Origin of the sequence: Hallerella succinigenes, assembly GCF_002797675.1 — a bacterium.
Classification (GTDB): domain Bacteria; phylum Fibrobacterota; class Fibrobacteria; order Fibrobacterales; family Fibrobacteraceae; genus Hallerella; species Hallerella succinigenes.
In genome coordinates, this window is sequence record NZ_PGEX01000001.1 from 334,188 (window position 1) to 355,078 (window position 20,891).

17 protein-coding genes are annotated in these 20,891 nt (G+C 51.1%); 6 read left to right on the forward strand and 11 right to left on the reverse strand.

What is annotated here, in order from left to right; translation table 11 throughout:
• Positions 1–35 precede the first annotated feature (35 nt).
• The 4 genes from BGX16_RS01470 to scpB are packed head-to-tail and all read right to left on the reverse strand — an operon-like array spanning position 36 to position 5,752.
• On the reverse strand, positions 36–1,937 hold the full coding sequence (locus tag BGX16_RS01470) for a GAF domain-containing SpoIIE family protein phosphatase (RefSeq protein ID WP_100424467.1): 1,902 nt from the start codon (positions 1,935–1,937) through the stop codon (positions 36–38).
• Positions 1,934–2,452 (reverse strand): HD domain-containing protein, encoded by a 519-nt coding sequence (locus BGX16_RS01475; protein WP_198514833.1) that lies wholly within the window; start codon positions 2,450–2,452, stop codon positions 1,934–1,936. Before BGX16_RS01475 ends, BGX16_RS01470 begins: the two co-directional genes overlap by 4 nt.
• 1 nt (position 2,453) lies before the next feature.
• Positions 2,454–5,054: a DNA mismatch repair protein MutS gene (mutS, locus tag BGX16_RS01480; RefSeq protein ID WP_146139519.1), complete on the reverse strand. Its 2,601-nt coding sequence runs from the start codon at positions 5,052–5,054 to the stop codon at positions 2,454–2,456.
• On the reverse strand, positions 5,051–5,752 hold the full coding sequence (scpB, locus tag BGX16_RS01485; RefSeq protein WP_100424469.1) for an SMC-Scp complex subunit ScpB: 702 nt from the start codon (positions 5,750–5,752) through the stop codon (positions 5,051–5,053). Before scpB ends, mutS begins: the two co-directional genes overlap by 4 nt.
• Positions 5,753–5,853: 101 nt before the next feature.
• Between scpB and ilvD the strand changes: the two genes are divergently transcribed.
• From ilvD to BGX16_RS01500, 4 genes are all read left to right on the forward strand, one after another.
• On the forward strand, positions 5,854–7,707 hold the full coding sequence (gene ilvD / locus BGX16_RS01490) for a dihydroxy-acid dehydratase (protein ID WP_100424470.1): 1,854 nt from the start codon (positions 5,854–5,856) through the stop codon (positions 7,705–7,707).
• Between the two features lie 106 nt (positions 7,708–7,813).
• Complete coding sequence (locus tag BGX16_RS01495; protein WP_100426707.1) at positions 7,814–10,030, forward strand: NADP-dependent isocitrate dehydrogenase; 2,217 nt, start codon at positions 7,814–7,816, stop codon at positions 10,028–10,030.
• Between the two features lie 89 nt (positions 10,031–10,119).
• A complete protein-coding gene (locus tag BGX16_RS14430; RefSeq protein WP_157797808.1) occupies positions 10,120–10,290 on the forward strand; it encodes a hypothetical protein in 171 nt (56 codons plus the stop codon).
• On the forward strand, positions 10,290–10,958 hold the full coding sequence (locus BGX16_RS01500; protein ID WP_100424471.1) for a MauE/DoxX family redox-associated membrane protein: 669 nt from the start codon (positions 10,290–10,292) through the stop codon (positions 10,956–10,958). The genes BGX16_RS14430 and BGX16_RS01500 overlap by 1 nt, the downstream gene beginning before the upstream one ends.
• A 2-nt stretch (positions 10,959–10,960) precedes the next feature.
• Here the strand turns inward: BGX16_RS01500 and bioD are convergent, their stop codons facing one another.
• On the reverse strand, positions 10,961–11,668 hold the full coding sequence (gene bioD / locus BGX16_RS01505) for a dethiobiotin synthase (RefSeq protein WP_100424472.1): 708 nt from the start codon (positions 11,666–11,668) through the stop codon (positions 10,961–10,963).
• Positions 11,669–11,671: 3 nt separating this feature from the next.
• Positions 11,672–12,895 (reverse strand): aminotransferase class I/II-fold pyridoxal phosphate-dependent enzyme, encoded by a 1,224-nt coding sequence (locus BGX16_RS01510; protein WP_100424473.1) that lies wholly within the window; start codon positions 12,893–12,895, stop codon positions 11,672–11,674.
• Positions 12,896–13,034: 139 nt separating this feature from the next.
• Here BGX16_RS01510 and BGX16_RS01515 point away from each other — a divergent pair, with 139 nt between their 5' ends.
• On the forward strand, positions 13,035–14,900 hold the full coding sequence (locus tag BGX16_RS01515; RefSeq protein WP_100424474.1) for a cellulase family glycosylhydrolase: 1,866 nt from the start codon (positions 13,035–13,037) through the stop codon (positions 14,898–14,900).
• On the opposite strand, the gene BGX16_RS01520 is transcribed toward BGX16_RS01515, so the two are convergent.
• The 4 genes from BGX16_RS01520 to pdxS are packed head-to-tail and all read right to left on the reverse strand — an operon-like array spanning position 14,901 to position 18,579.
• Positions 14,901–15,704 (reverse strand): 6-carboxyhexanoate--CoA ligase, encoded by an 804-nt coding sequence (locus BGX16_RS01520; RefSeq protein WP_100424475.1) that lies wholly within the window; start codon positions 15,702–15,704, stop codon positions 14,901–14,903.
• A gap of 32 nt (positions 15,705–15,736) precedes the next feature.
• Entirely contained in the window at positions 15,737–17,053 is a 1,317-nt protein-coding gene (gene bioA / locus BGX16_RS01525; protein WP_100424476.1) for an adenosylmethionine--8-amino-7-oxononanoate transaminase, read from the reverse strand.
• A 42-nt stretch (positions 17,054–17,095) separates the two neighbouring features.
• Positions 17,096–17,671: a pyridoxal 5'-phosphate synthase glutaminase subunit PdxT gene (pdxT, locus tag BGX16_RS01530; protein ID WP_100426708.1), complete on the reverse strand. Its 576-nt coding sequence runs from the start codon at positions 17,669–17,671 to the stop codon at positions 17,096–17,098.
• A gap of 14 nt (positions 17,672–17,685) precedes the next feature.
• Positions 17,686–18,579, reverse strand: a complete 894-nt coding sequence (gene pdxS, locus BGX16_RS01535; protein WP_353846827.1) for a pyridoxal 5'-phosphate synthase lyase subunit PdxS — start codon at positions 18,577–18,579, stop codon at positions 17,686–17,688.
• 158 nt (positions 18,580–18,737) lie between these two features.
• Between pdxS and pdxR the strand changes: the two genes are divergently transcribed.
• Complete coding sequence (gene pdxR / locus BGX16_RS01540) at positions 18,738–20,156, forward strand: MocR-like pyridoxine biosynthesis transcription factor PdxR (protein WP_100424477.1); 1,419 nt, start codon at positions 18,738–18,740, stop codon at positions 20,154–20,156.
• A gap of 7 nt (positions 20,157–20,163) precedes the next feature.
• Here the strand turns inward: pdxR and BGX16_RS01545 are convergent, their stop codons facing one another.
• Positions 20,164–20,835: a type 1 glutamine amidotransferase gene (locus BGX16_RS01545; protein ID WP_100424478.1), complete on the reverse strand. Its 672-nt coding sequence runs from the start codon at positions 20,833–20,835 to the stop codon at positions 20,164–20,166.
• Positions 20,836–20,891: the final 56 nt, after the last annotated feature.

Genomic DNA, 20,891 nt, shown 5'->3' on the forward strand with positions numbered 1-20,891 from the left:
GCTTTTGGCAAAGCTCAATCGGTTTCTTGTTTCCTTTAGAACTTCATCACGAGAATCGTGATATCGTCTGCCTGCGGTGCGCCGTGAGCAAAGGACTTGAGCTCTTCGAGAAGCGCCAAGCGGATTTCGTTTGCAGACAAAGCCTGGTACTTTTCGACAAATGCCTTCAAGCGTTCAAGGCCGAACATTTCGCGTTTTTCGTTTGCCGTTTCCGTTACACCGTCCGTGTACAGCAAAACGGTATCGCCCGGTCTCACGATCAGGGACTTTTCACGAATGATCTTGCTGTTGTCATCGATCATACCGAGTGCAATTCCACCGCTCTTGATGGTATCGAGCGAATTGTCCATCTTCTTAAAATGCAGAATGTGTTCGTGACCGCAGCTCGTGTAATGCAAAGCCTTCGAACGCGGATTCCATTCAAAGAAGAGGAGAGACGCGAACATCGTTTCGGAAATGTGACCCGCCAAGTCCGAATTCACACGCACAAGGGCTCGGTAAGAATTCACAAAGTAACGGCACTCCGCATGCAAGAAGGCATAGAGCGAAGTCATCACCATGCCCGCTGGAACGCCTTTACCCGAAACATCACCAATGACAATCCCCAAGTTTCCGTTCGGCAAATTCAAAAAGTCGAAGTAGTCGCCTCCGATTTCCTTTGCCGGAGTCATCGAGCCTGCCAAAGAAATACCGTCGAATTCCGGAATCTTGTGCGGCAAAAGTCCCGACTGAATGTGGAAGCCGAGCTGCAGTTCCGCCTGGGTTCGCGCCTGGTTCTGACGTTCCATCACGGCTTCGTTCGCCTTGAGGATCATCGTGGCATAGTGGGCAAAGTTCTGCACCAAGTAGTAATCACTTTCAGAGAAGTAACGTTCGTAAAGCTTGTTTTCTACAACAAGGACACCTAGCAGCTGCTGGTTAAAGTTCAACGGTTCAAGGATGAGCGAGCGGATGTTCGCGGCTCGGCTTCCGAGAGAAAGAATACGACCGTCCTGGCTTGCGAAAGGCACGTACGTTCCGATTCGAGACATGCCGCATTCCCAGACGATGTTATCGTGTTCGCTGATGTTCTGCGAAAGAGCGATTTCCTTGAGCGTTTCCACGTGGGTAAAGCTCATTTCGTTTCCACGGACAAGCGGGAAGAAGACACCGTAAATATCCGAGCAGCGGAAGAGCTGTTCCTTTTCGTCCCAGATGTAAATGGCGGCGGATTTCGCTTCGATACCCTGGGCGAGGTTCGTGAGGAAGTTCTGCAGGGATTCGTGCAAATCCGAGAAGTCGTTCACGGTTTCGCCCATTTTCGTCACAATCTTGTGATTCATCTTGCGTTCTTCGTCATGCTGCACGATCATGCGGTCCTTGTGTGCAATCCAGTTGCGGTAACGGCACATGAACACATAGCCAATCTGCGCAATAAAGAACAAACGGAACAGCGGCAAAACAAGGAAGGTACTGATGATAAAGAAGTAGAATACGAGATGGATCCGCGTCTTCGGGTAGTACGACAGCGACGAGTACAGGCGGTCAAAATAGAAGACGACCAAAGCCCCGACGATCAGCGGAATCAAAAATACCGGTGGACGCAGAATGTGGAAGCAGACGACATTGCTTACGATATAGATCAAGAACGCTACAATCGACCGCACCCGGTAAGATTTTCGGATCGGCTCCACCGCTTTACGGTTTTCTTCCCGAACAAACAGGAACATGAAGGAGAGCATCATAAAGATGTCGCCGATTGGATTCAGCGTCCAGAGGACTGGATGTTCTGCCATGAAACGGGTAAACACACTGTTCCACAAAACCATGTAGCACGCAAAGGCGAGCCACGGCAGCTGGCGGGCAGCCGGACGTTTTCCATGAAGCTCCACCAGCATCATGAAAAGCGGGAACGCCGAGAGCAGCGGAAACAGCGAAAGAAGGATATTATAAATCACTTGGGAAAAATAATAAAGGATTCGGTTCTAAGCCAATCCCGATGTTTTTCAATGGGAATTTTCTGCAACTTCGCGGCGAGTTTCTTGCCGAAGTCCGTCGCCATCTTGTTTGGATCCGGGACAATCTGCACACGTCCCAAGTCTAAACGGTCGGCGTCATAGCAGGCATCGATTGTCGGATCGCCCGAAGCTGGTTCGACCGTATGATTTCGACAGGCGTGCAAGAGCTTTTCAAAGCGATCATCATCCAGCTGAAAATATTTGCCTCGGAGTTCTTCGGCAAAATTCGCTCCACGGGGACCGTGCTCCTCGTCATAGCCATCGTGTACACGTTTCGAATCATGGAAAAGGGAAAAGAGCCGCACGACCGTTTCATCGGCATGCGTTTTTTTCGCAATCAGGAGTCCGTTGAATTCCACCTGATGCCAATGTTCAAGCCCATGAACGGAATTTCGATCAAACAGGCGGTTTTCGTAAATGAATTCTTCGAGAGCTGCGAAATTCATTTCTTCCATCTTACTTTCCGTAATGCTCCTTCAGTTCCGTCAAAGTCTGGAGCGCCTGGAGCGGAGTCATTTCTTCCGGTTTCAAACGCTTGATTTCTTCGAGCAAAAGCTGAGTATCTTCATCCGGCGGGGCAAAGATATCAACCTGCGGCTGCGCCTTGAGTTCCTGCTTGTGCTTGGAATCGCTCGGATCGATCTGCTGCTTTTCGAGGCGCAGAAGGATCTTACGGGCGCGGCGCACGACTTCGGAAGGAAGCCCCGCCATTTCCGCCACATGGATACCGTAGCTCGAATCGCAAGCGCCGGCGATAATCTTGTGCAAGAAGATCAGCTTGTCGCCGTCTTCACGGACCGCGATCTGGTAGTTGCCCGCATGTTCCAAAGAATCGGCGAGAGTCGTCATTTCGTGGTAATGCGTGGCAAAGAGCGTAATCGCTGCACGTTTTTCGTTGTCGTGGAGCGTTTCAAAAATCGCCCAGGCAATTGAAAGTCCGTCGAAGGTGCTTGTACCGCGACCAATTTCATCAAGCAGCACAAGGCTCTTATCGGTCGCATTTCGCAAAATGTTCGCCGTTTCGATCATTTCTACCATGAACGTGGAAAGTCCTCGAGACAGGCGATCGCTTGCACCGACACGCGTAAAGATTCTGTCTACGACGCCTATACGGGCGTATTCCGCAGGCACAAACGAACCGATCTGCGCCATAAGAACAATCAGTCCCGTCTGGCGAAGGTACGTCGATTTACCGGCCATGTTCGGACCGGTGATGAGCATCATGCGATGCGCATCCGGCGAAAGGGAAACGTCGTTCGGCACAAAGGAAAGGTCCGGGTTTGCAGCGACGATGACCGGGTGGAATCCTCCGCGGATTTCGACGCCCGTTCCATCAAAGACTTCGGCACGGGTGTAGCAACGCTTGCGAGCGGCGACCGCCAGGCTATAGAAAGAATCCACTTCGGAGAGCGCTTCCGCGATGTCCTGCAGTTCGTTGCGTTCGGCATTGACCGATTCACGGAGCTTGCAGAAAATGCGGTATTCTAGATCGTGGATGCGGCTTTCCGCACTCGAAATGATCGTTTCGCATTCCTTCATTTCGGGCGTGATGTAGCGTTCCGCATTCACCGTCGTCTGTTTGCGAATGTATTCCGGCGGAATCTTGTCCGAATGAATTTTCGAAACTTCGATGTAATAGCCAAAAACCTTGTTATAGCTGACTTTGAGCGAATTCACACCCAAGCGTTCCCGTTCACGGGCTTCCAAGGAAGCGATCCAATCGCGGCGATCCTTGATTTCGGCGTTCATCTGGTCGAGTTCTGGAGCGGCACCTTCACGGATCATGCCGCCTTCACGCACGGTCATCGGAAGGTCGTCGTTCAGCATACGCAGAATTTCGTCGCCCTTGCCTTCTGCCGCAAGAAGCGTTTCTGCCAAATCGTGGAAGAGTGGCGACTTTAAGCTTGAAAGGGCTTCCGCCACCTTTACCGCCTTGGAAAGGGAGCGTCCCATTCCATAGAGGTCGCGCGCATTTGCACGTCCGCTGCCCACGCGACCCATCAGGCGTTCCATATCCAAAATTTCACGGAGCGCAAGCTTCAATTCATCGAGAACGATCGGGTTCGAAACAAGTTCCGCGACCGCTTCAGAGCGCTCCTCGATCCGCTTCACCGAAACGAGAGGATGCGAAATCCATTCTCGGAGCCTGCGGCCACCCATCGCCGTGACCGTGTAATCCAGCACATACATGAGCGTGCTCTGCGGGTCGTCGGCGTTCAGCGGGCGCACGAGTTCCAAATTGCGGAGCGTCGCGGGGTCAAGTACCATGTAATCGCCGAGGTCCAAAAGTTCGAGGTGCGTAATGTGCGAAAGCTCGGACTTTTTCTGGTCGATCAAATACCAAAGGATCGCGCCTGCGACACGGGTCTTTTCATCTTGGCCGTCGAGACCGAGAGATTCGACGCTCGCCATCTTGAAATGGTTCAGCAGAACTTCTGCCGCATTCTGGAGCGCGTAGTGATCTTCTTCGACAGACGTCACCAAAATGCATTCGGCGCGGACAAATTCCGCAATGGACCTCGGGAGTTCCACGCCCTGCGGAACAAGCACTTCCTTCGGCATCCGACGAGCAAATTCGCTTTCAAAACTCTGAATCGGCGATTCCGAAACGGCAAAGTAGCCGGTCGTCACATCGGCAAAAGCGAATGCGATCGAATTCTTTTGCGGTAAAACGGCGCAGAGGTAGTTAGCCACCTTGGCGTCCAGGTTTCCGTCGTTCATCGAGGTTCCTGCGCTGATGACTTCCACTATCGCACGTTTGACAATTCCCTTGGCGAGCTTTGGATCTTCAACCTGTTCGCAGACAGCGACTTTATAGCCTGCGGCGACCATCTTCGGGAAGTATCTGTCCGAAGCGTGATGTGGAAATCCGCAGAGCGGCGTTGCGCCCGAGGCTCCGTTGTTACGGCTCGTGAGGGTCAGGCCCAATATTTTAGAAGCGATTTCGGCGTCCGATTCGAAAAGTTCGAAGAAGTCGCCCATGCGGAAAAAGAGAATGCAGTCGGGATTCTGGGCCTTGATCTCGTAATACTGCTTCATTAACGGGGTTACACTCACGGGGTCCCCATCGAAAGTTCAATTTGCGAAGGATCGGATTCAGGCGGTTTCGGCGCATCCGGTTTTTCGTTCTGCGCATAATTCGGAACGATTTCGTTTGAATTGAGCAGTTCCTGGAATTCACGAAGGCGCGGAAGGTCTTGCGGAATCTTGTTGATGCCGAAATACTTCAAAAAATCGTCTGTCGTTACATAGGTATAAGGGTTTCCGACGGTTTCTGCACGGGCGCCAAGAGCGATCAGCTTCTTTTCGAGCAAGCTCTTTAACGGACCGTCGCAAGAAACACCGCGCACTTGTTCGAGTGCTGCACGGGTAATCGGCTGCTGGTAGGCGACGATCGAAAGCGTTTCCAAGGCTGCCTGCGAAAGTCTGCGAAGATTCGCATCCGGGAAAAGCTTTCTCACCCACGGATAATATCTTGCACGGGTACGAAAGCGGTAACCGCCCGCCTGTTCCACAATTTCAAACGGAGAATCGATCTTGTTCAGATTGTCGTTTGCAATGCGCAGAGCTTCTGCAACGGTTTTCGAATCGAGAAAATCCCCGATGATGTCCTTCAATTTTTTAAGCGTCACCACATCCGGCGATGCAAAAACCAAGGCTTGGACTATTCGCGCCAAATCCTCGTTGGACTCAATTTTCGGAAGATCGGAAACTTCTTCGTTTTCCTTAGAATCTTTGGATACATCTACTGCCATGTCCTTAATTTAAGAATTTTTCGACAATCCTTCGGAAAATTCGGAGCCGGCGACGCTTGATTTTCTATCTTTACGCCCGTGAAATTTCACGAGGTATAACTATGAGAGATCTGCGTTCTAAAAAGACTATTGAAGGCCGCGAAATGGCAGGCGCACGTGCGCTCTGGATCGCGACTGGCACAAAACCGGAAGAATTCGGAAGACCTGTCATTGCGATTTGCAATAGCTTCACAGAATTTGTTCCGGGCCACGTTCACCTTCGCAACGTCGGCAAGATTGTCGCAGAAAACATCCGTAAAGCGGGCGGCATTCCTAAGGAAATGAACACGATCGCCGTCGATGACGGTATCGCTATGGGTCATGACGGCATGCTCTACAGCCTTCCGTCACGTGATTTGATCGCGGACTCCGTTGAATATATGGCAAACGCTCACCGCGCCGACGCTCTTGTCTGCATCAGCAACTGCGACAAGGTGACTCCGGGCATGCTCATGGCCGCCATGCGTTTGAACATTCCTGCAATCTTTGTTTCCGGCGGTCCGATGGAAGCGGGCCACGTGAAGCAGAAAGACGGTTCCGACCGCGCTCTCGACTTGATCGACGCGATGATTGATTCGGCTGACACAAGCGTTTCCGACGAAGAAACCGCCGCAATCGAATCCGCAGCCTGCCCGACTTGCGGCAGTTGCTCCGGTATGTTCACAGCAAACTCGATGAACTCCCTCACCGAAGCGATCGGACTTTCCCTTCCGGGTAACGGTTCTATCGTCGCCACGAACGCCGAACGCCAGAAGCTCTTTGAAGAAGCGGGACGTCGCATTGTGGAACTTTGCCACCGCTACTACGACGAAGATGATGATTCGGTCCTTCCGCGCTCCATTGCCACGAAGGAAGCTTTCGAAAACGCCATGCGCCTCGACATCGCCATGGGCGGAAGCTCGAACACGGTCCTTCACCTTCTCGCCGTCGCACAGGAAGCCGGTGCTGACTTCACCATGAAGGACATCGACCGCCTTTCCCGCAACACGCCTTGCATTTGTAAGGTCGCCCCGACCGTTCATAACATCCACGTGGAAGACGTGAACCGCGCAGGCGGCATCTTCGGTATTCTCGCCGAACTCGACCGCATGGGTCTTATCCACCGCGAATGCCACACCGTTCACGCCAAGACGATGGGCGAAGCCATTGAAACGAACGACGTAATGCGCAATCCGTCGGAAGAAATCAAACAACGCTACCTCGCAGGTCCAGGCCGCAAATTCAACATTACGGCTTTCTCTCAGGATTTCCATTACGACTCCCTGGATCTCGACCGCGCAAACGGCGCGATCCGCGATGCAGCCCACGCCTATTCGAAGGATGGCGGCCTCGCTGTTCTTTACGGTAATCTCGCCGTGGATGGTTGCATTGTGAAGACCGCAGGCGTTGATGAATCCATTCTCAAGTTCACCGGTCCGGCCGTCGTGTTCGAAAGCCAGGACGACGCCGTGAAGGGCATTCTCGACCCGAACCGCGTCAAAGCGGGCGATGTCGTCGTAATCCGTTACGAAGGTCCGAAGGGCGGTCCTGGTATGCAGGAAATGCTCTACCCGACGAGCTATCTCAAGAGCCGTCATTTGGGCAAGCTCTGCGCTCTTCTCACCGATGGCCGCTTCTCTGGCGGTACAAGCGGTCTTTCGATTGGACACGCAAGCCCGGAAGCAGCGAGCAAGGGTAACATCGGCCTCGTCAAGGATGGCGACATCATCGAAATCGACATTCCGAACCGCACAATCAACGTCGGTCTCACCGATGCTGAACTCGACGAGCGTCGCAAGGAAATGGAATCCCGTGGAGCCAAAGCTTGGAAGCCGGAACATCGCGACCGCAAGGTGTCCAAGGCCCTGCAGGCTTACGGTCTTATGGCGTCGAGCGCCGACAAGGGTGCCGTCCGCGACATCAACAACATCCTCTAAGTTTTCAAAATTGTAGGATTTGAAAGAAGCCCGTACATTTTCGGGCTTCTTTTCTTTTTACTGGAGTGTTGGAAGCCCTAAGTCGTTTTTCTATCTTGCATCTTGTATGACTAAGAAAATCTATTATACTCTGACAGACGAATCGCCGTTTCTCGCGACTCAATCCCTCCTCCCGATCGTCCAAGCTTACGCAAAGACTGCCGACATCGATGTAGAAACCAAGAACATCTCCCTTCCGGCACGTATCCTCGCCGTTTTTGCCGACAAGCTCCCTGCGGGGGCTGTATTCTTTGGCAAGCCGGTGACCGATGACCTCGCCTTCCTCGGCGCGTTCACTCAGGATCCGTCAGCAAACATCATCAAACTTCCGAATATTTCCGCGTCCCTCCCACAGCTCAAGGCAGCCATCGCGGAACTCCAGAAGAACGGTTACGACGTTCCGAATTACCCGGACGCGCCGGCAACGGAAGAAGAAAAGGCCATCCGCGCCAAGTACGACAAGGTAAAGGGCTCTGCCGTAAACCCGGTTCTTCGCCAGGGCAACTCTGACCGTCGCGCTCCGCAGGCAGTAAAAAATTACGCACGCAAGCATCCGCATTCCGACGGAACCTGGAACGAATCTGTGAAGACCCACGTTTCGAGCATGCAGGCAGACGACTTCTACGGCAACGAAACTTCCATTACGCTTCCGGAAGCCGACACGTTCAAGATCGAATTCGTTTCCGAATCGGGCGAAGTCAAGGAACTCCGCGCTGCCAAGCCACTTTTGAAGGGTGAAATTCTCGACTCCACCGTGATGCGGATGAAGTCTCTCGAAAAGTTCATCGCAGAACAGATGGAAGATGCCAAAAAGCAGGGCGTTCTCTTCTCCGTGCACTTGAAGGCGACCATGATGAAAGTCTCGGACCCGGTCATGTTCGGCGCTTTCGTACGCATGTTCTTCAAGGATGTGTTCACAAAGTACGCAGATCTCTTCAAGGAAATCGGCGTCAATGAAAACAACGGTCTCGGCGACCTCTTCAAGCGTCTCGATGGCCATCCGAAGGAAGCCGAAGTCAAGGCGGCTATCGACGCTGCAATCGCTCAAGGTCCGAGCCTTGCCATGGTCGATTCCACGAAGGGAATCACAAACCTTCACGTTCCGAGCGATGTGATTATCGACGCATCGATGCCGGCGATGATCCGCAACTCCGGTTGCATGTGGAACAAGGACGGCAAGCTCGAAGAAGCGAAGGCCGTCATTCCGGACCGCAGCTACGCAGGTATTTACAAGGCCACGATCGACTTCTGCAAAAAGAACGGCGCATTTGACCCTAGCACGATGGGTACCGTTCAGAACGTCGGTCTCATGGCTCAGGGGGCCGAAGAATACGGCAGCCACGACAAGACCTTTATCGCAACCGGCAAGGGCATTATCCGCGCAGTCAATTCGAAGGGAGACGTTCTCCTTTCGCAGAACGTGGAAGCAGGCGACATCTACCGTATGTGCCAGGCGAAGGACGCTCCGATTCGCGATTGGGTAAAGCTCGCCGTGAACCGTGCTAAGGCTGCCAACATGCCTGCAATCTTCTGGCTCGACCCGAACCGCGCCCACGACCGCGAAGTGCAAAAGAAGGTCGAAGTTTACCTTAAAGAATACGATCTTTCCGGTCTTTCGATTTCGATCAAATCCCCGACAGATGCAATCTTTGAAACGATGACCCGCGCCAAGAAGGGCGAAGATACTATCTCCGTCACGGGCAACGTGATGCGCGACTATCTCACCGACTTGTTCCCGATTCTCGAAGTTGGCACCTCTGCCAAGATGCTTTCCATTGTTCCGCTGATGGCGGGCGGTGGCATGTTCGAAACAGGTGCAGGCGGAAGCGCTCCGAAACAGGTGCAGCAGTTCCTCGCTGAAAACTACCTTCGCTGGGATTCCCTTGGCGAATACTTCGCCCTCGCCGCTTCTCTCGAACAGATCGGTACGCCGAAGGCCAAGGTTCTCGCCGAAGCGCTCGACAAAGCAAACGAAAAAATCCTCGATAACAACCGCACCCCGGAACGCAAGCTCGGCGGTCTCGACAACCGAGGCTCTCACTTCTACCTCGCCATGTACTGGGCACAAGAACTCGCCGTCCAGACGACGGACAGCGAACTTGCAGCCAAGTTCGCTCCGGTTGCCGAAGCGTTGACGAAAAGCGAACAGGAAATCGTTTCGGCTCTCGCCAAGGCTCAAGGCGTCTCCGTGGACATCGGCGGTTACTACGTCACCCAGCCGGAACTTCTCAAAAAGTGGATGCGTCCGGTCGAAGCTTTCAACCGGATTATCGACAACATCTAAGTTTCGAAAATTCGCAGAACTTTCGCGCAAAGGCTTTCCCACCAGGAAAGCCTTTGTTTTTTGCGAGATAGATTTATACATTTCTATTTATGAAGGAAAAAATTTTAAACTACATCAAAAGCTTCAACTGGAAGTTTTTATTTATTTTCGCCGCAGCATGTATTCTACTTGCGATTCTCAACAACATCCGTGCCGATGCAAATCACTCTGTCGAATGGATCGGCACCCAGGAAGTCTTTGAAAAACCGGAGGGGTTCTAATGAAAAAGCATATCCTCTCCACCATTTTATTGCTTATAGCCACATTCCTGACCGCAGTATGCGTCGCGGAAGTCGCCTTCCCGGAATCCTTCCTCACCTTTACCGATTATGAATCTTTAATCGAAAAGTTCCCGAAAATCTGGAAGTACAACATTCACGTAGGCATCGCTTCCCTGATCGTCTCCATTCTGCTTGTGATTCCCGCTTATTTGAAGGATAAGGAATTCACTATCAAAGGTCTTGAAACGCTGTTCCGCATCGGCATCGGCGGCATGTTCATCTTTGCAAGCCTTTTCAAGATCCAGGATCCGAAGCAGTTTGCCGTTCTCGTGGCACAGTACCAGTTCTTGCCGGATTTTGTGAACAACTTCTTTGCCCTGGTCTATCCGCAGTTTGAATTCTGGTTTGGCCTTGCACTCATCGTGACGCCGTTTACAAAGGAATGTTCCCTTGCGATTTTCGGCATGTTCGTAAGCTTTATCATCGCACTCATCTGGGCGCTTGCCCTGGACCTCGGCATCACCTGCGGATGCTTTGAACTGGAAGGGGCGCAGAGCAAGAGTGAAACATGGACAGCCCTTATCCGAGATCTGATTCTTATCGGTCCGACCTTCTGGCTCACGCTCCGTCCGAACAAGAGCCTGATCGGCCTCTGGCGTTCGAAGTAAAATTAAAACGGCAAAACGCCTAAGTCCAAATCACCGGTTCTCACTTTCGCAAGAATTTCAAGACCGGTGATTTTTTGCATCATACGCATGTTGTCGTCTTCCATTTCCAGATTGCCACTATCGCCGTAACGGTTCACCACGATTCCGCGAACAAAAAGTCCTCGGCTTTTAGCATATTCCACGGTCAACACGCAGGAATTGATGGAGCCCAAGGCTGCCGTGGTGACAATCAAAAGCGGCAAATTCACCGCCTTCATGATGTCTTCGAGAAAATACTTTTTTCCACAGGATTCACCGTTTGCGTCCACGTCATCGCGGATCGGGCAGATGATTCCACCGCTCCCTTCTACGAACACAAAAGAGTGCCTTTCCGCGGCCTTTTTAAAGTCCGACTTCACTTGGGACAGCTCTACCGGATTTCCCTCTTTACGGGCCGCTAAATGCGGCGAAACGGCTTCTTTATAAACATAGCTCACCAGTTCTTCTTCAGAGTCCGAAAGTCCGGCGAAAGTTTTCACATAATCCGCATCGCCCGCAACCCAGTGACCATTTTTGAATTCGGCACCGCTCAATGCGGCCTTATAATATCCTGCATCAATTCCGGAATCCCGCCATTTTTTCACGAGAAGTGCCGTGATAAAAGTCTTGCCGACATCCGTGCCGGTCGCCGTCACAAAGTAACCCTTCGCATTCAAACAACCGTTAGACATTTTTCACCTCATCTTTTGAATCGTCTGCGCAATCTTTTGGGCGGCAAATTCCAAGTCTTCGGTCGAAAGGCTTGCCATCAAGCTTGCCCGTAAGCGGGCGCTGCCCTTTTGCACGGTGGGATAGCGGATCGCGGAAATTAGAATCCCCTGTTTCTGAAGTTCCGCCGAAACCAGCAAAGCCTTTTCCTCATCGCCCACGATGATCGGAACGATCGCCGACGGAACACTCGGCACCTGCAAACCGGCCTTCCGCAAAGCCTTGCAAAAAAACTCTACATTCGACTGGAGTTTTTGCACGCACTCCGGATGATTTTCCAGATACCGCAAATTATTGCAAGCCGCAAAAGCGACCGCCGGAGCCATCGCCGTCGTGAAGATAAAGCTCCGCGCCTTGTTCTTCAAAAATTCGATCAGCTGCTTTTTGCCCGCGACAAATCCTCCTTCGCAGGCGATCGCCTTGCTCAAGGTTCCCACCGTCACGTCGGCATGTTCACAGCCAAAATATTCCGCAAGTCCGCGGCCCGTTCTGCCAACAACGCCCGTCGCATGCGCTTCGTCAATCATCAGAAGCAAGGAATGATCCTTTGCGATTTTCAAAAGTTCGGGAAGATTCGCCAAGTCGCCGTCCATGCTGAACACGGCATCGGTCACAATCACTCCGCGAACTTTTTCCGCCGCATTTTCGCCGAGCTTTTGACCGTTTACATTCACCGCTTCCGCAATCTTGGATCTTAAATCTTCGAGATCGTTGTGCTTGTAAACGTAGCACTTTGCACGGGAAAGGCGAATGCCGTCGATAATGCTTGCATGGTTCAGTTCATCGCTAAAAATGATGTCTTTCCTAGCACAGAGAGCGGAAATCGTTCCCACGTTTGCCATGTATCCCGTGCCGAACGTAATCGCAGCCTCCTCGCCTTTGAACTTTGCAATTTCCTCTTCGAGCGCTAAATGTGGCGTCTTATTTCCGGTCGTAAGGCGTGCGCCGCCGCTGCCTGTTCCCCACTTGAGAACGGCATCTGCCATCGCTTTTTTAAGTTCTGGAATATTGGCGAGGTCAAGGTATGAATTCGACGCCAAAAGCATCAGTTCTTGCGATGGTTCCCCTGATGTTCCAGCGAGCTGAATGCGGCTCGTTTCGGGGGTAGTCATGTGCCGTAAAGATCGATAAGTGTGATCCTTTTGCATCGACTGAATCACTTCATTTGTAAAATCGTCCAAAACGCTCATTTTTCGCCTTTTTTTCGGTCAACAATATAAAAAATCCGTTCAAACTTTTATGGACTATTTATCCATAGAAAGTTCTTTCATACTTAAGGCATTCGACAACGGCGAAATATTTTAATAAAAATCAAAAAAAGGATTCGGCATGAAAAAGGCATTTCTCTCTTCCGTAGCGCTCCTTGCATCACTCACCGCTACCGCAACAGCAGCTCCGTTAGCAGAAGGCGGTGCGAAATTCGTCGGCAACATCACCACGAGCGGTCAAATCCGCAATGACATGGGAACGTACTGGAACCAGATTACCCCCGAAAACGGCTGTAAATGGGGTTCTGTCCATTCCCTCTCAAACGGCAACACTGGCACAAGTAAATTCGCCTGGGACAATTACGATAAATGCGAAAGTGCCTATAAATGGGCAAAAGAAGAACCGGGCAAACGTCACTTCAAATTTCACGCCCTGGTTTGGGGTTCCCAATACCCGAACTTTCTCTGCAAAAAGAAGAATCCAAGCATTACAATAGAAAAGACCAAGCAATACATTACGGAATGGTTCGACGCCGTCGCCGAAAAATTCCCCGACCTCGAATACATCGACGTCGTTAACGAAGCAATTTGGGATGGTAACAACTACCACTCCGGCTACGGCAAACCCGCCGCCGGTGCAGAAGGGAATAGCACCGACGACACGGAATGCGGAGGCTCCTATATTATCGAAGCTCTTGGCGGTGACGATGTCGTGAACGGCAAGCACCAATACAACTTTATCACGACAGCCTTCAAAATGGCACGCGAACGTTGGCCAAAGGCGGTCCTGATTTATAACGATTATAACACGCTAACCTGGCAAATAAACGAAGGCATTGAACTCATCCAGACCATTATCAAAAATGGTGCACCTGTCGACGCTTACGGTCAGCAGGCTCACGACTGTAAAGGCATGAGCAAAACGGATTTTGAAAGCAAGATGACCCGGATTCACAAAGAAACAGGCCTTCCCCTGCTCATCTCCGAATACGACATTAGCGAAGCGGACGATGCCAAGCAAAAAAATGACTACGCAAACCACATTCCTTTTATGTGGGAAACGGAATGGGTCGCAGGCATTACCATTTGGGGATACATCAACGGAGCTACTTGGGTGTCGAACACCGGCTTAATCGATAACGGCAGAGACCGTGCCTCCATGACATGGCTCAAGGAATACTTCGCTACAAATCTGGACAAGGGCAAAAATACAACAGGACTTGGCGGAGGCGTTCTCATCGATCCTGTTCCGCAGACCGCATACAAAACCCACACAATTCCGGGCAAAATAGAATCCGAAGACTTTGATGTTCCAGGCATCGGCACGGGCAATGCAGGCTATTACGACACCGATTCCGAAAATCATGGTGACAGCTACTACCGCAGCGGAGAAAGCGTAGACCTTTACGCTAAAGCAACCGGAGTTGTCGTCGGCTACAACGTAGAAGGCGAATGGCTCGATTACACTGTAAATGTTCAAGAAACTGGAGACTACACGCTTTTTGCCGCAGTCGCAGCGGCAAGCGAAGGTTCTTCCCTCCTATTCCAAGTGGACGGCGTTGATTTGACGGATACCATTTCGGTTCCGGCAGCCACCGAAGGCGAAGAAAACTACGAAGACTACAACAAGGTCAGCGCCAATGTCACCCTGACTGCAGGCACGCACATTATTAAGATGAAGGTGATCCGCTCCTGGTTCGACATCGACTACTTTACCTTGGTGAAGGGAAAAGACGCAACCGATCCGGAACCGATTACAAACGAATCAACCAGCGTCTTTTCAAACAATTTGAATTATGACGCCCAGAAACTTCAGGATTATTACGTGTTGAATTCACTCGGCATGCGTATCGGAACGATTTCCGCATACGGATTCTCCGCCGCTGCCGATATGCTCCAGTCGTCCAATCAGCTGAAGCAGTCCGGCGTCTATTATTTAAGGAACAGGACAACAGGCGTTTCCAAGAGCGTCCGCATCAGCCGTTAACTAAACTTCGACCAGAACCTTCGTTTTCTGAAGGAACTGAATGCATTCTTCGGCGGAAGCTTTCCTCGAGTCAAAGAGGAAAATGCGACCGCCGTTTTCGTCGTTCATCTCTTTCATTTTCATGATACGCACGTAGCCAAGCCTTTTGCTCGCCACGTAACCCGTCACATAATTTGGATCGTCGCTAATGCAGAATTCCGCGACCATGCCCGGTGCATTAGCGACCTTTGTCGCAAGGACAATCGCTTCGTTAAAATGGTTCTTTTTTCCGTCCACTTCGCTTGAATGCAAAGCGTCCATGTAAGTCGCCCGGACTCCGCGTTCCTTGTCCGGTTCCAAGCGCTTCCCCGTCGCAATATCGTAGAGCATGGCTCCGCGCATCGGGAAGGTTTCTTTTAATAGTTTAGATAGGCTCGTTTCAAAATCCTTCAAGAAACCGGCCAACTCGGAAGGCGTCGCAGCGTTCTCCATGGCATTTTCCAACCTGTCGTTGCAGGCGACATCGTCGCGAAGCAAGCCAAACGCCTTTTTCAATCCTTCTTCTGCCGTTTCCACGTCCACGCGGGTCACTGGCAAAGCCTTCAAAATTTGGATATCCTTTTCCAGGACCTTCTCGATTTTCACATTGATAAAATCCGGATCTCCCTTAGAATGCGACATCGCCCGATGCACCATGGCCCTGCAAACATCTTCCACCATTTCGCGTTTTACAATGCGTTCCGCACCGGAAATATGCTGTTCGTGTTGATTGACGCCTTCGCCCATATGCTGCGAAGCTCGCATTTTTAAGCTATAGTAATTCATAATGACCTCAATAAAGGGAATCTTACATTCCCTTATTCGTGGAATTCATCATCCCCATCGACAACCGGCAAAGGTTCGCATTCCCCAATCCGTTTCATCGCTTCGCAAATGCGGTCTATTTCCGCTTCGGTCGTCACCAACGGTGGCATCGTGTACACGTAATTGCAGAACGGACGAAGCCACACTCCTGTTTCCCGAATGACCTTCAAAATGTCGTCAGATGAAGGTTTCGCTTTCAGTTCTAGCACCCCGATCGCTCCACAGACACGGACATCCGCCGTATTTTCCAAACTGCGCAACGGTGCCAGATTCTGCTTTAAGCGAGCCTCAATCCGCTTCACGGCACTTGGATAATCCCGATTTTCAAAAAGCGACAGCGAAGCTATCCCCGCCGCACAAGCGAGAGGGTTCGCCATGTAAGTCGGGCCATGCATAAACGCAGAGATTTTACTATTCGTAATCGTCTCCGCGACCATCTCCGACGCCACACAGGCCGCCATGGTGATGCTTCCCCCGGTCAGCGCCTTCCCGATGCACATGATATCCGGCAAAATTCCCGCATGTTCCATTGCAAAACGCGGACCGGTCCGAAAAAAGCCCGAAGCGATTTCGTCTAAAATCAAAAGAATCCCGTAGCGGTCGCAAAGTTTCCGCAAACGTTTCAGATAGCCCGCATTATACAGCCACATCCCGTTTCCACCTTGGAAAACAGGTTCGCAAATGACCGCTGCAATTTCATGTAGATGTTCCGCAACGGTCTGTTCCATCGAAACGAAGTCCGTATCGTCCCAAGGTTCGTCGACTCTGCAGTTCGGACGTTCCGCAAAATAATGATGCGGCATGATTTCGCGAAAGAGCACATGCATGCCATCGGGATCCGAGAGCGCCATCGCCCCGGCGGTATCCCCATGATAGCCGCCTTTCAGCGCCACAAGCTTACTCTTTTCTGGATGCCCCATGGCATACTGATACTGCACCGCCATTTTCGCCGCGCATTCCACGGCAATACTGCCGGAATCCGCAAAAAAGATTCTATTCAATCCCTGCGGCAAAAAGTTCACCAGTTTTTCACCGAGTTCAATCGCCGGTTCATGCGTAAAGCCGCCGAACATCACATGGCACATTTTTTCACTCTGCTTCTGAATCGCTTCCACGATTTCCGGAGCATTATGGCCGTGCGCCATGCACCACCAACTGGAAACGGCGTCGATCAGATGCAGACCGTCCGCCGTTTCAATCGTCGTTCCATGAGCTTCCTTTGCCAAGAATCGCGCCGGAGTATTTTTCAACGCTGCATAAGGATGCCACAGATGTTCTTTATCAAATTGGAGATTCTCTTTTAAATTCATGATTTAGGCTCACTTTTCAAAGAGAATAATAGCTCTTTCCGCTCAAATCATTCCGAGAAAGTACTGGTGAACCTTGCGATCCAAATCCAGTTCCGGGTGAAAAGCAAGGGCGAGCTGTTTTTTGTACTGCACAGCGACAATCTTATCACCAATCGAAGGAGAATCCACATGCGCGAGAACTTCCACGCCATCGTTCACCTGATTGATGATCGGAGCGCGAATGAATGTCATCGGAATATTCCCCACGTGCTTCAAATCGTGCTGCACAAAAAAGCTTCCCAACTGCCGACCGTAAGCGTTTCGTTCCACCGTCACGGGAAGCGTCGCAAAATACGTCGACTTGTCATTCGAAAGCTTTTCCGCAAGCAGAATCAAGCCGGCGCAAGTCGCAAGCACCGGAAGGCCTTCGCGGATCTTCTTCTGAAGAGGTTCAAAAAGACCGAGATCGCGAAGCAACTTCCCCTGAACGGTACTTTCACCTCCCGGCAGCACAAGGCCATCCATCGGACGATCCAAATCGCGCAACTGGCGAATTTCAAAAGCCTCGGCGCCCAAGGATTCAAGGACGCGTTCATGTTCAATGAACGCTCCCTGAACCGCAAGAACTCCAATGTGCAGTTTTCTTTTTTCCACTACTTGCCTCTTTCCGCCATCAGCAAGGCGATTTCCTGTTCGTTGATTCCGACCATCGCTTCTCCGAGATCTTCCGAAAGCGAAGCGATCAGCTTGGCATCGGTATAGTTCGTCACCGCCTGCACAATCGCCGCGGCACGCTTTGCCGGATTACCAGACTTGAAAATTCCCGACCCCACAAAAACGCCTTCCGCGCCGAGCTGCATCATCAAAGCGGCATCCGCCGGAGTCGCAACGCCACCCGCCGCAAAATTCACCACCGGGAGTTTTCCGTGATCATGCACATAGCGAACCAAGTCATACGAAACCTGCAATTCCTTGGCACGGTTAAAGAGTTCGTCTTCACGCATGCTCGTAATTCTTGCGATTTCCTGATTCATCAAACGCATGTGACGCACTGCCTGTACAATATCTCCCGTACCCGGCTCCCCCTTGGTACGGATCATCGAAGCGCCTTCTTCAATCCGACGCAGCGCTTCGCCCAAATCCTTTGCTCCACACACAAACGGCACTTCAAAATCACGCTTGTTGATGTGGAAAACATCGTCCGCCGGAGAAAGCACTTCGCTTTCATCGATGTAGTCAATTTCAATCGCCTGCAAAATCTGTGCTTCTGCAAAGTGTCCAATGCGGCACTTCGCCATCACCGGAATCGAAACCGCATCCTGAATTCCCTTGATCATCTTCGGATCGCTCATCCGGGAAACGCCACCCGCCGCACGGATATCCGCCGGAATGCGTTCGAGCGCCATCACGGCAGCGGCACCTGCCGCTTCTGCAATCTTTGCCTGTTCCGGAGTCGTCACGTCCATAATCACACCGCCCTTCAGCATCTGGGCAAGGTTACGGTTCAATTCGCTGCGGCTTTCTGTTTTCGTTTCGTTCGTCATCATGACCTCACTTGTTTTGGTTCAAGGGGTAATTTAGAACGAACAAAATCACATTCCAACGTTCAAGTTTCTATTATTTTGACCATACCACAATAAGGTCAGTTGCATATCAGATTTTTATATTTCTAGAAGATCAGAAACTTTTTTTCAAGGGCAAAAGAATGTTCACCTACGACATGTCTAAAGCAGGAAATGAATCTCTTTATCATTATCTGTACCAGTGCATCCGAAAGGACATTCTTTCAAAAAGGCTCGAAGCCGATTCCCGCTTGCCTTCCAAACGAAGCCTTGCCCAAAATCTCGGCGTGAGCGTCGTAACCGTCGAAAACGCTTATGCGCAACTCCTTGCAGAAGGCTACATCTATTCCCTTCCCAAAAAAGGTTTTTACATCGCCCAAATTCAGGCGCCCGCACAAGCCACCCGCTTTAACACAAAGCCCAGCAAACCTTCCCACCAATACACAGCAAACGACGAGCCCGAAAACCTGGACCCCAAATACATCGCCGATTTCGCAAGCAACGCCGCAGACATCGAAAGTTTCCCCTTCAGCACCTGGGCAAAGATCACCCGCGAAATCCTCTGCGAACGTCAAGCCGACCTGCTCCGCGTATCGCCCAGCGAAGGCGTCTTTGAACTGCGCAGGGCCATTGCACACATGCTTCTCGAATTTCGAAACATTCGCGTAGCGCCTTCGCAAATCGTCATCGGCGCAGGAACAGACATTCTCTACGGGCTTCTTTTGCAGTTGCTCGGCTTTGACAAATGTTACGCAATTGAAGATCCAGGCTACAGCAAAATTTCAAAGCTCTACAGCCAGTACAACGTGAACTTTTGCTACATCCCCGTCCAAGCCCAAAGCTTTGTCGCAGAGCTCGAAAAATCCAACGCCGATGTGGTACACCTTTCGCCGTCGCATCATTTTCCTACGGGAAAGGTGATGCCGATTGCCGAACGTTACCGTTTGCTCAGCTGGGCGACCGCATCGCCCAAGCGCTATATTATCGAAGACGATTATGACAGCGAATTTCGCATGTCTGGAAGACCCATTCCCGCTCTGCAAAACATCGATGTTCTCGACAAGGTCATTTATCTGAACACCTTCTCCAAAACGCTGACTTCAACGATTCGCTTGAGCTACATGGTTTTACCCAAATCTCTCGCCCAAAAATTTCACGAGGAACTTTCCTTTTATTCCTGTACCGTCTCTAACCTCGACCAATATGCGATGGCTCGCTTTATGGAAGGAGGCTTTTACGAAACGCACATCAACCGCGCACGCAATCTGTACCGTGCAAAACGCGACGCCCTGCTCACCGCCATTCAAAAAAGCAAGCTTTGCAAATACACCACGATTTACGAAGAAGATGCGGGACTGCACTTTATCTTAGGCGTTGATACAGATCTTTCCGACGTGGAATTCTGCAAAAAAGCGGAAGCGAGAGGAGTTCACATCCGCGCCTTGTCCGAATATTACTTTGAAGCAGAGCCCTCCCTGCACAAGTTCATCGTGAACTATTCTTCGGTCGATAAAGCTTCCATGCCGCAGGCGGTACAAGTCCTTTCATCGATCGTCGGCTAAGCGCAATTTAGGCGAGCATCGCGTCCAAAAGTTCTGTCATCGCCGCGTTCAATTCCGGGAGAGCGGTCTTTGCCGTTTCCAAAATTTGCGACTTCGACTGCACATACTTCGCCTTTGCAGACAGCGCCGTTTCCAGTTCTTCCGCACAGTTTTCAAGCAAGCTGTTCAAGGATTCCGCAGTCGTTTCCAAATGGAATTGCAGGCCTAGAGAACGTCCCATCTTAAAGCCTTGATTACGGCACGCTTCACTGTAGGCTATCGATTCCGCATATTCCGGAATATCAAAGGTTTCACCATGCCAATGGAAGGCGTTGACCGTAAAGCCGTTTTCAAACGTCACCGGGTAAAAACCGATTTCCTTTTCTGGATTCTGACGAATCGGAGCAAAGAAAGCGTTCGCCATAATTTGAGCGCCTAGGCAAACGCCAAGCACAGGCTTGTCCGCCGCAAAGAGTTCACGGCAAAGCTGTTTTTCTTCTACCATAAAAGGATACTTGTCTTCTTCCAAAGCGCTCATCGGGCCACCCATCAGAACCGCAAAGTCCACGTCCAAAGAACTCGGCACCGGATCGCCTGCATAAAGCTTTACCAGGTGAACGTGATACCCTTTCGATTCCAAGTATGGAAGAATGGCGCCAGGACCTTCAAAAGCAACGTGCTGAAAGATATAAGTTTCCATGCCTGCAAAATAAAAAATTCCCGGCTTAGTGCACTAAGCCAGGAATTTTTTCAGTC

Coding starts and splice junctions, on each gene's coding strand:
- BGX16_RS01475 (WP_198514833.1), bottom strand. CDS start 2,452: ATGGAAGAAATGAATTTCGCAGCTCTCGAAGAATTCATTTACGAAAAC.
- scpB (WP_100424469.1), bottom strand. CDS start 5,752: ATGGCAGTAGATGTATCCAAAGATTCTAAGGAAAACGAAGAAGTTTCC.
- ilvD (WP_100424470.1), top strand. CDS start 5,854: ATGAGAGATCTGCGTTCTAAAAAGACTATTGAAGGCCGCGAAATGGCA.
- BGX16_RS01495 (WP_100426707.1), top strand. CDS start 7,814: ATGACTAAGAAAATCTATTATACTCTGACAGACGAATCGCCGTTTCTC.
- BGX16_RS14430 (WP_157797808.1), top strand. CDS start 10,120: ATGAAGGAAAAAATTTTAAACTACATCAAAAGCTTCAACTGGAAGTTT.
- BGX16_RS01500 (WP_100424471.1), top strand. CDS start 10,290: ATGAAAAAGCATATCCTCTCCACCATTTTATTGCTTATAGCCACATTC.
- bioD (WP_100424472.1), bottom strand. CDS start 11,668: ATGTCTAACGGTTGTTTGAATGCGAAGGGTTACTTTGTGACGGCGACC.
- BGX16_RS01510 (WP_100424473.1), bottom strand. CDS start 12,895: ATGAGCGTTTTGGACGATTTTACAAATGAAGTGATTCAGTCGATGCAA.
- BGX16_RS01515 (WP_100424474.1), top strand. CDS start 13,035: ATGAAAAAGGCATTTCTCTCTTCCGTAGCGCTCCTTGCATCACTCACC.
- BGX16_RS01520 (WP_100424475.1), bottom strand. CDS start 15,704: ATGAATTACTATAGCTTAAAAATGCGAGCTTCGCAGCATATGGGCGAA.
- bioA (WP_100424476.1), bottom strand. CDS start 17,053: ATGAATTTAAAAGAGAATCTCCAATTTGATAAAGAACATCTGTGGCAT.
- pdxS (WP_353846827.1), bottom strand. CDS start 18,579: ATGATGACGAACGAAACGAAAACAGAAAGCCGCAGCGAATTGAACCGT.
- pdxR (WP_100424477.1), top strand. CDS start 18,738: ATGTTCACCTACGACATGTCTAAAGCAGGAAATGAATCTCTTTATCAT.
- BGX16_RS01545 (WP_100424478.1), bottom strand. CDS start 20,835: ATGGAAACTTATATCTTTCAGCACGTTGCTTTTGAAGGTCCTGGCGCC.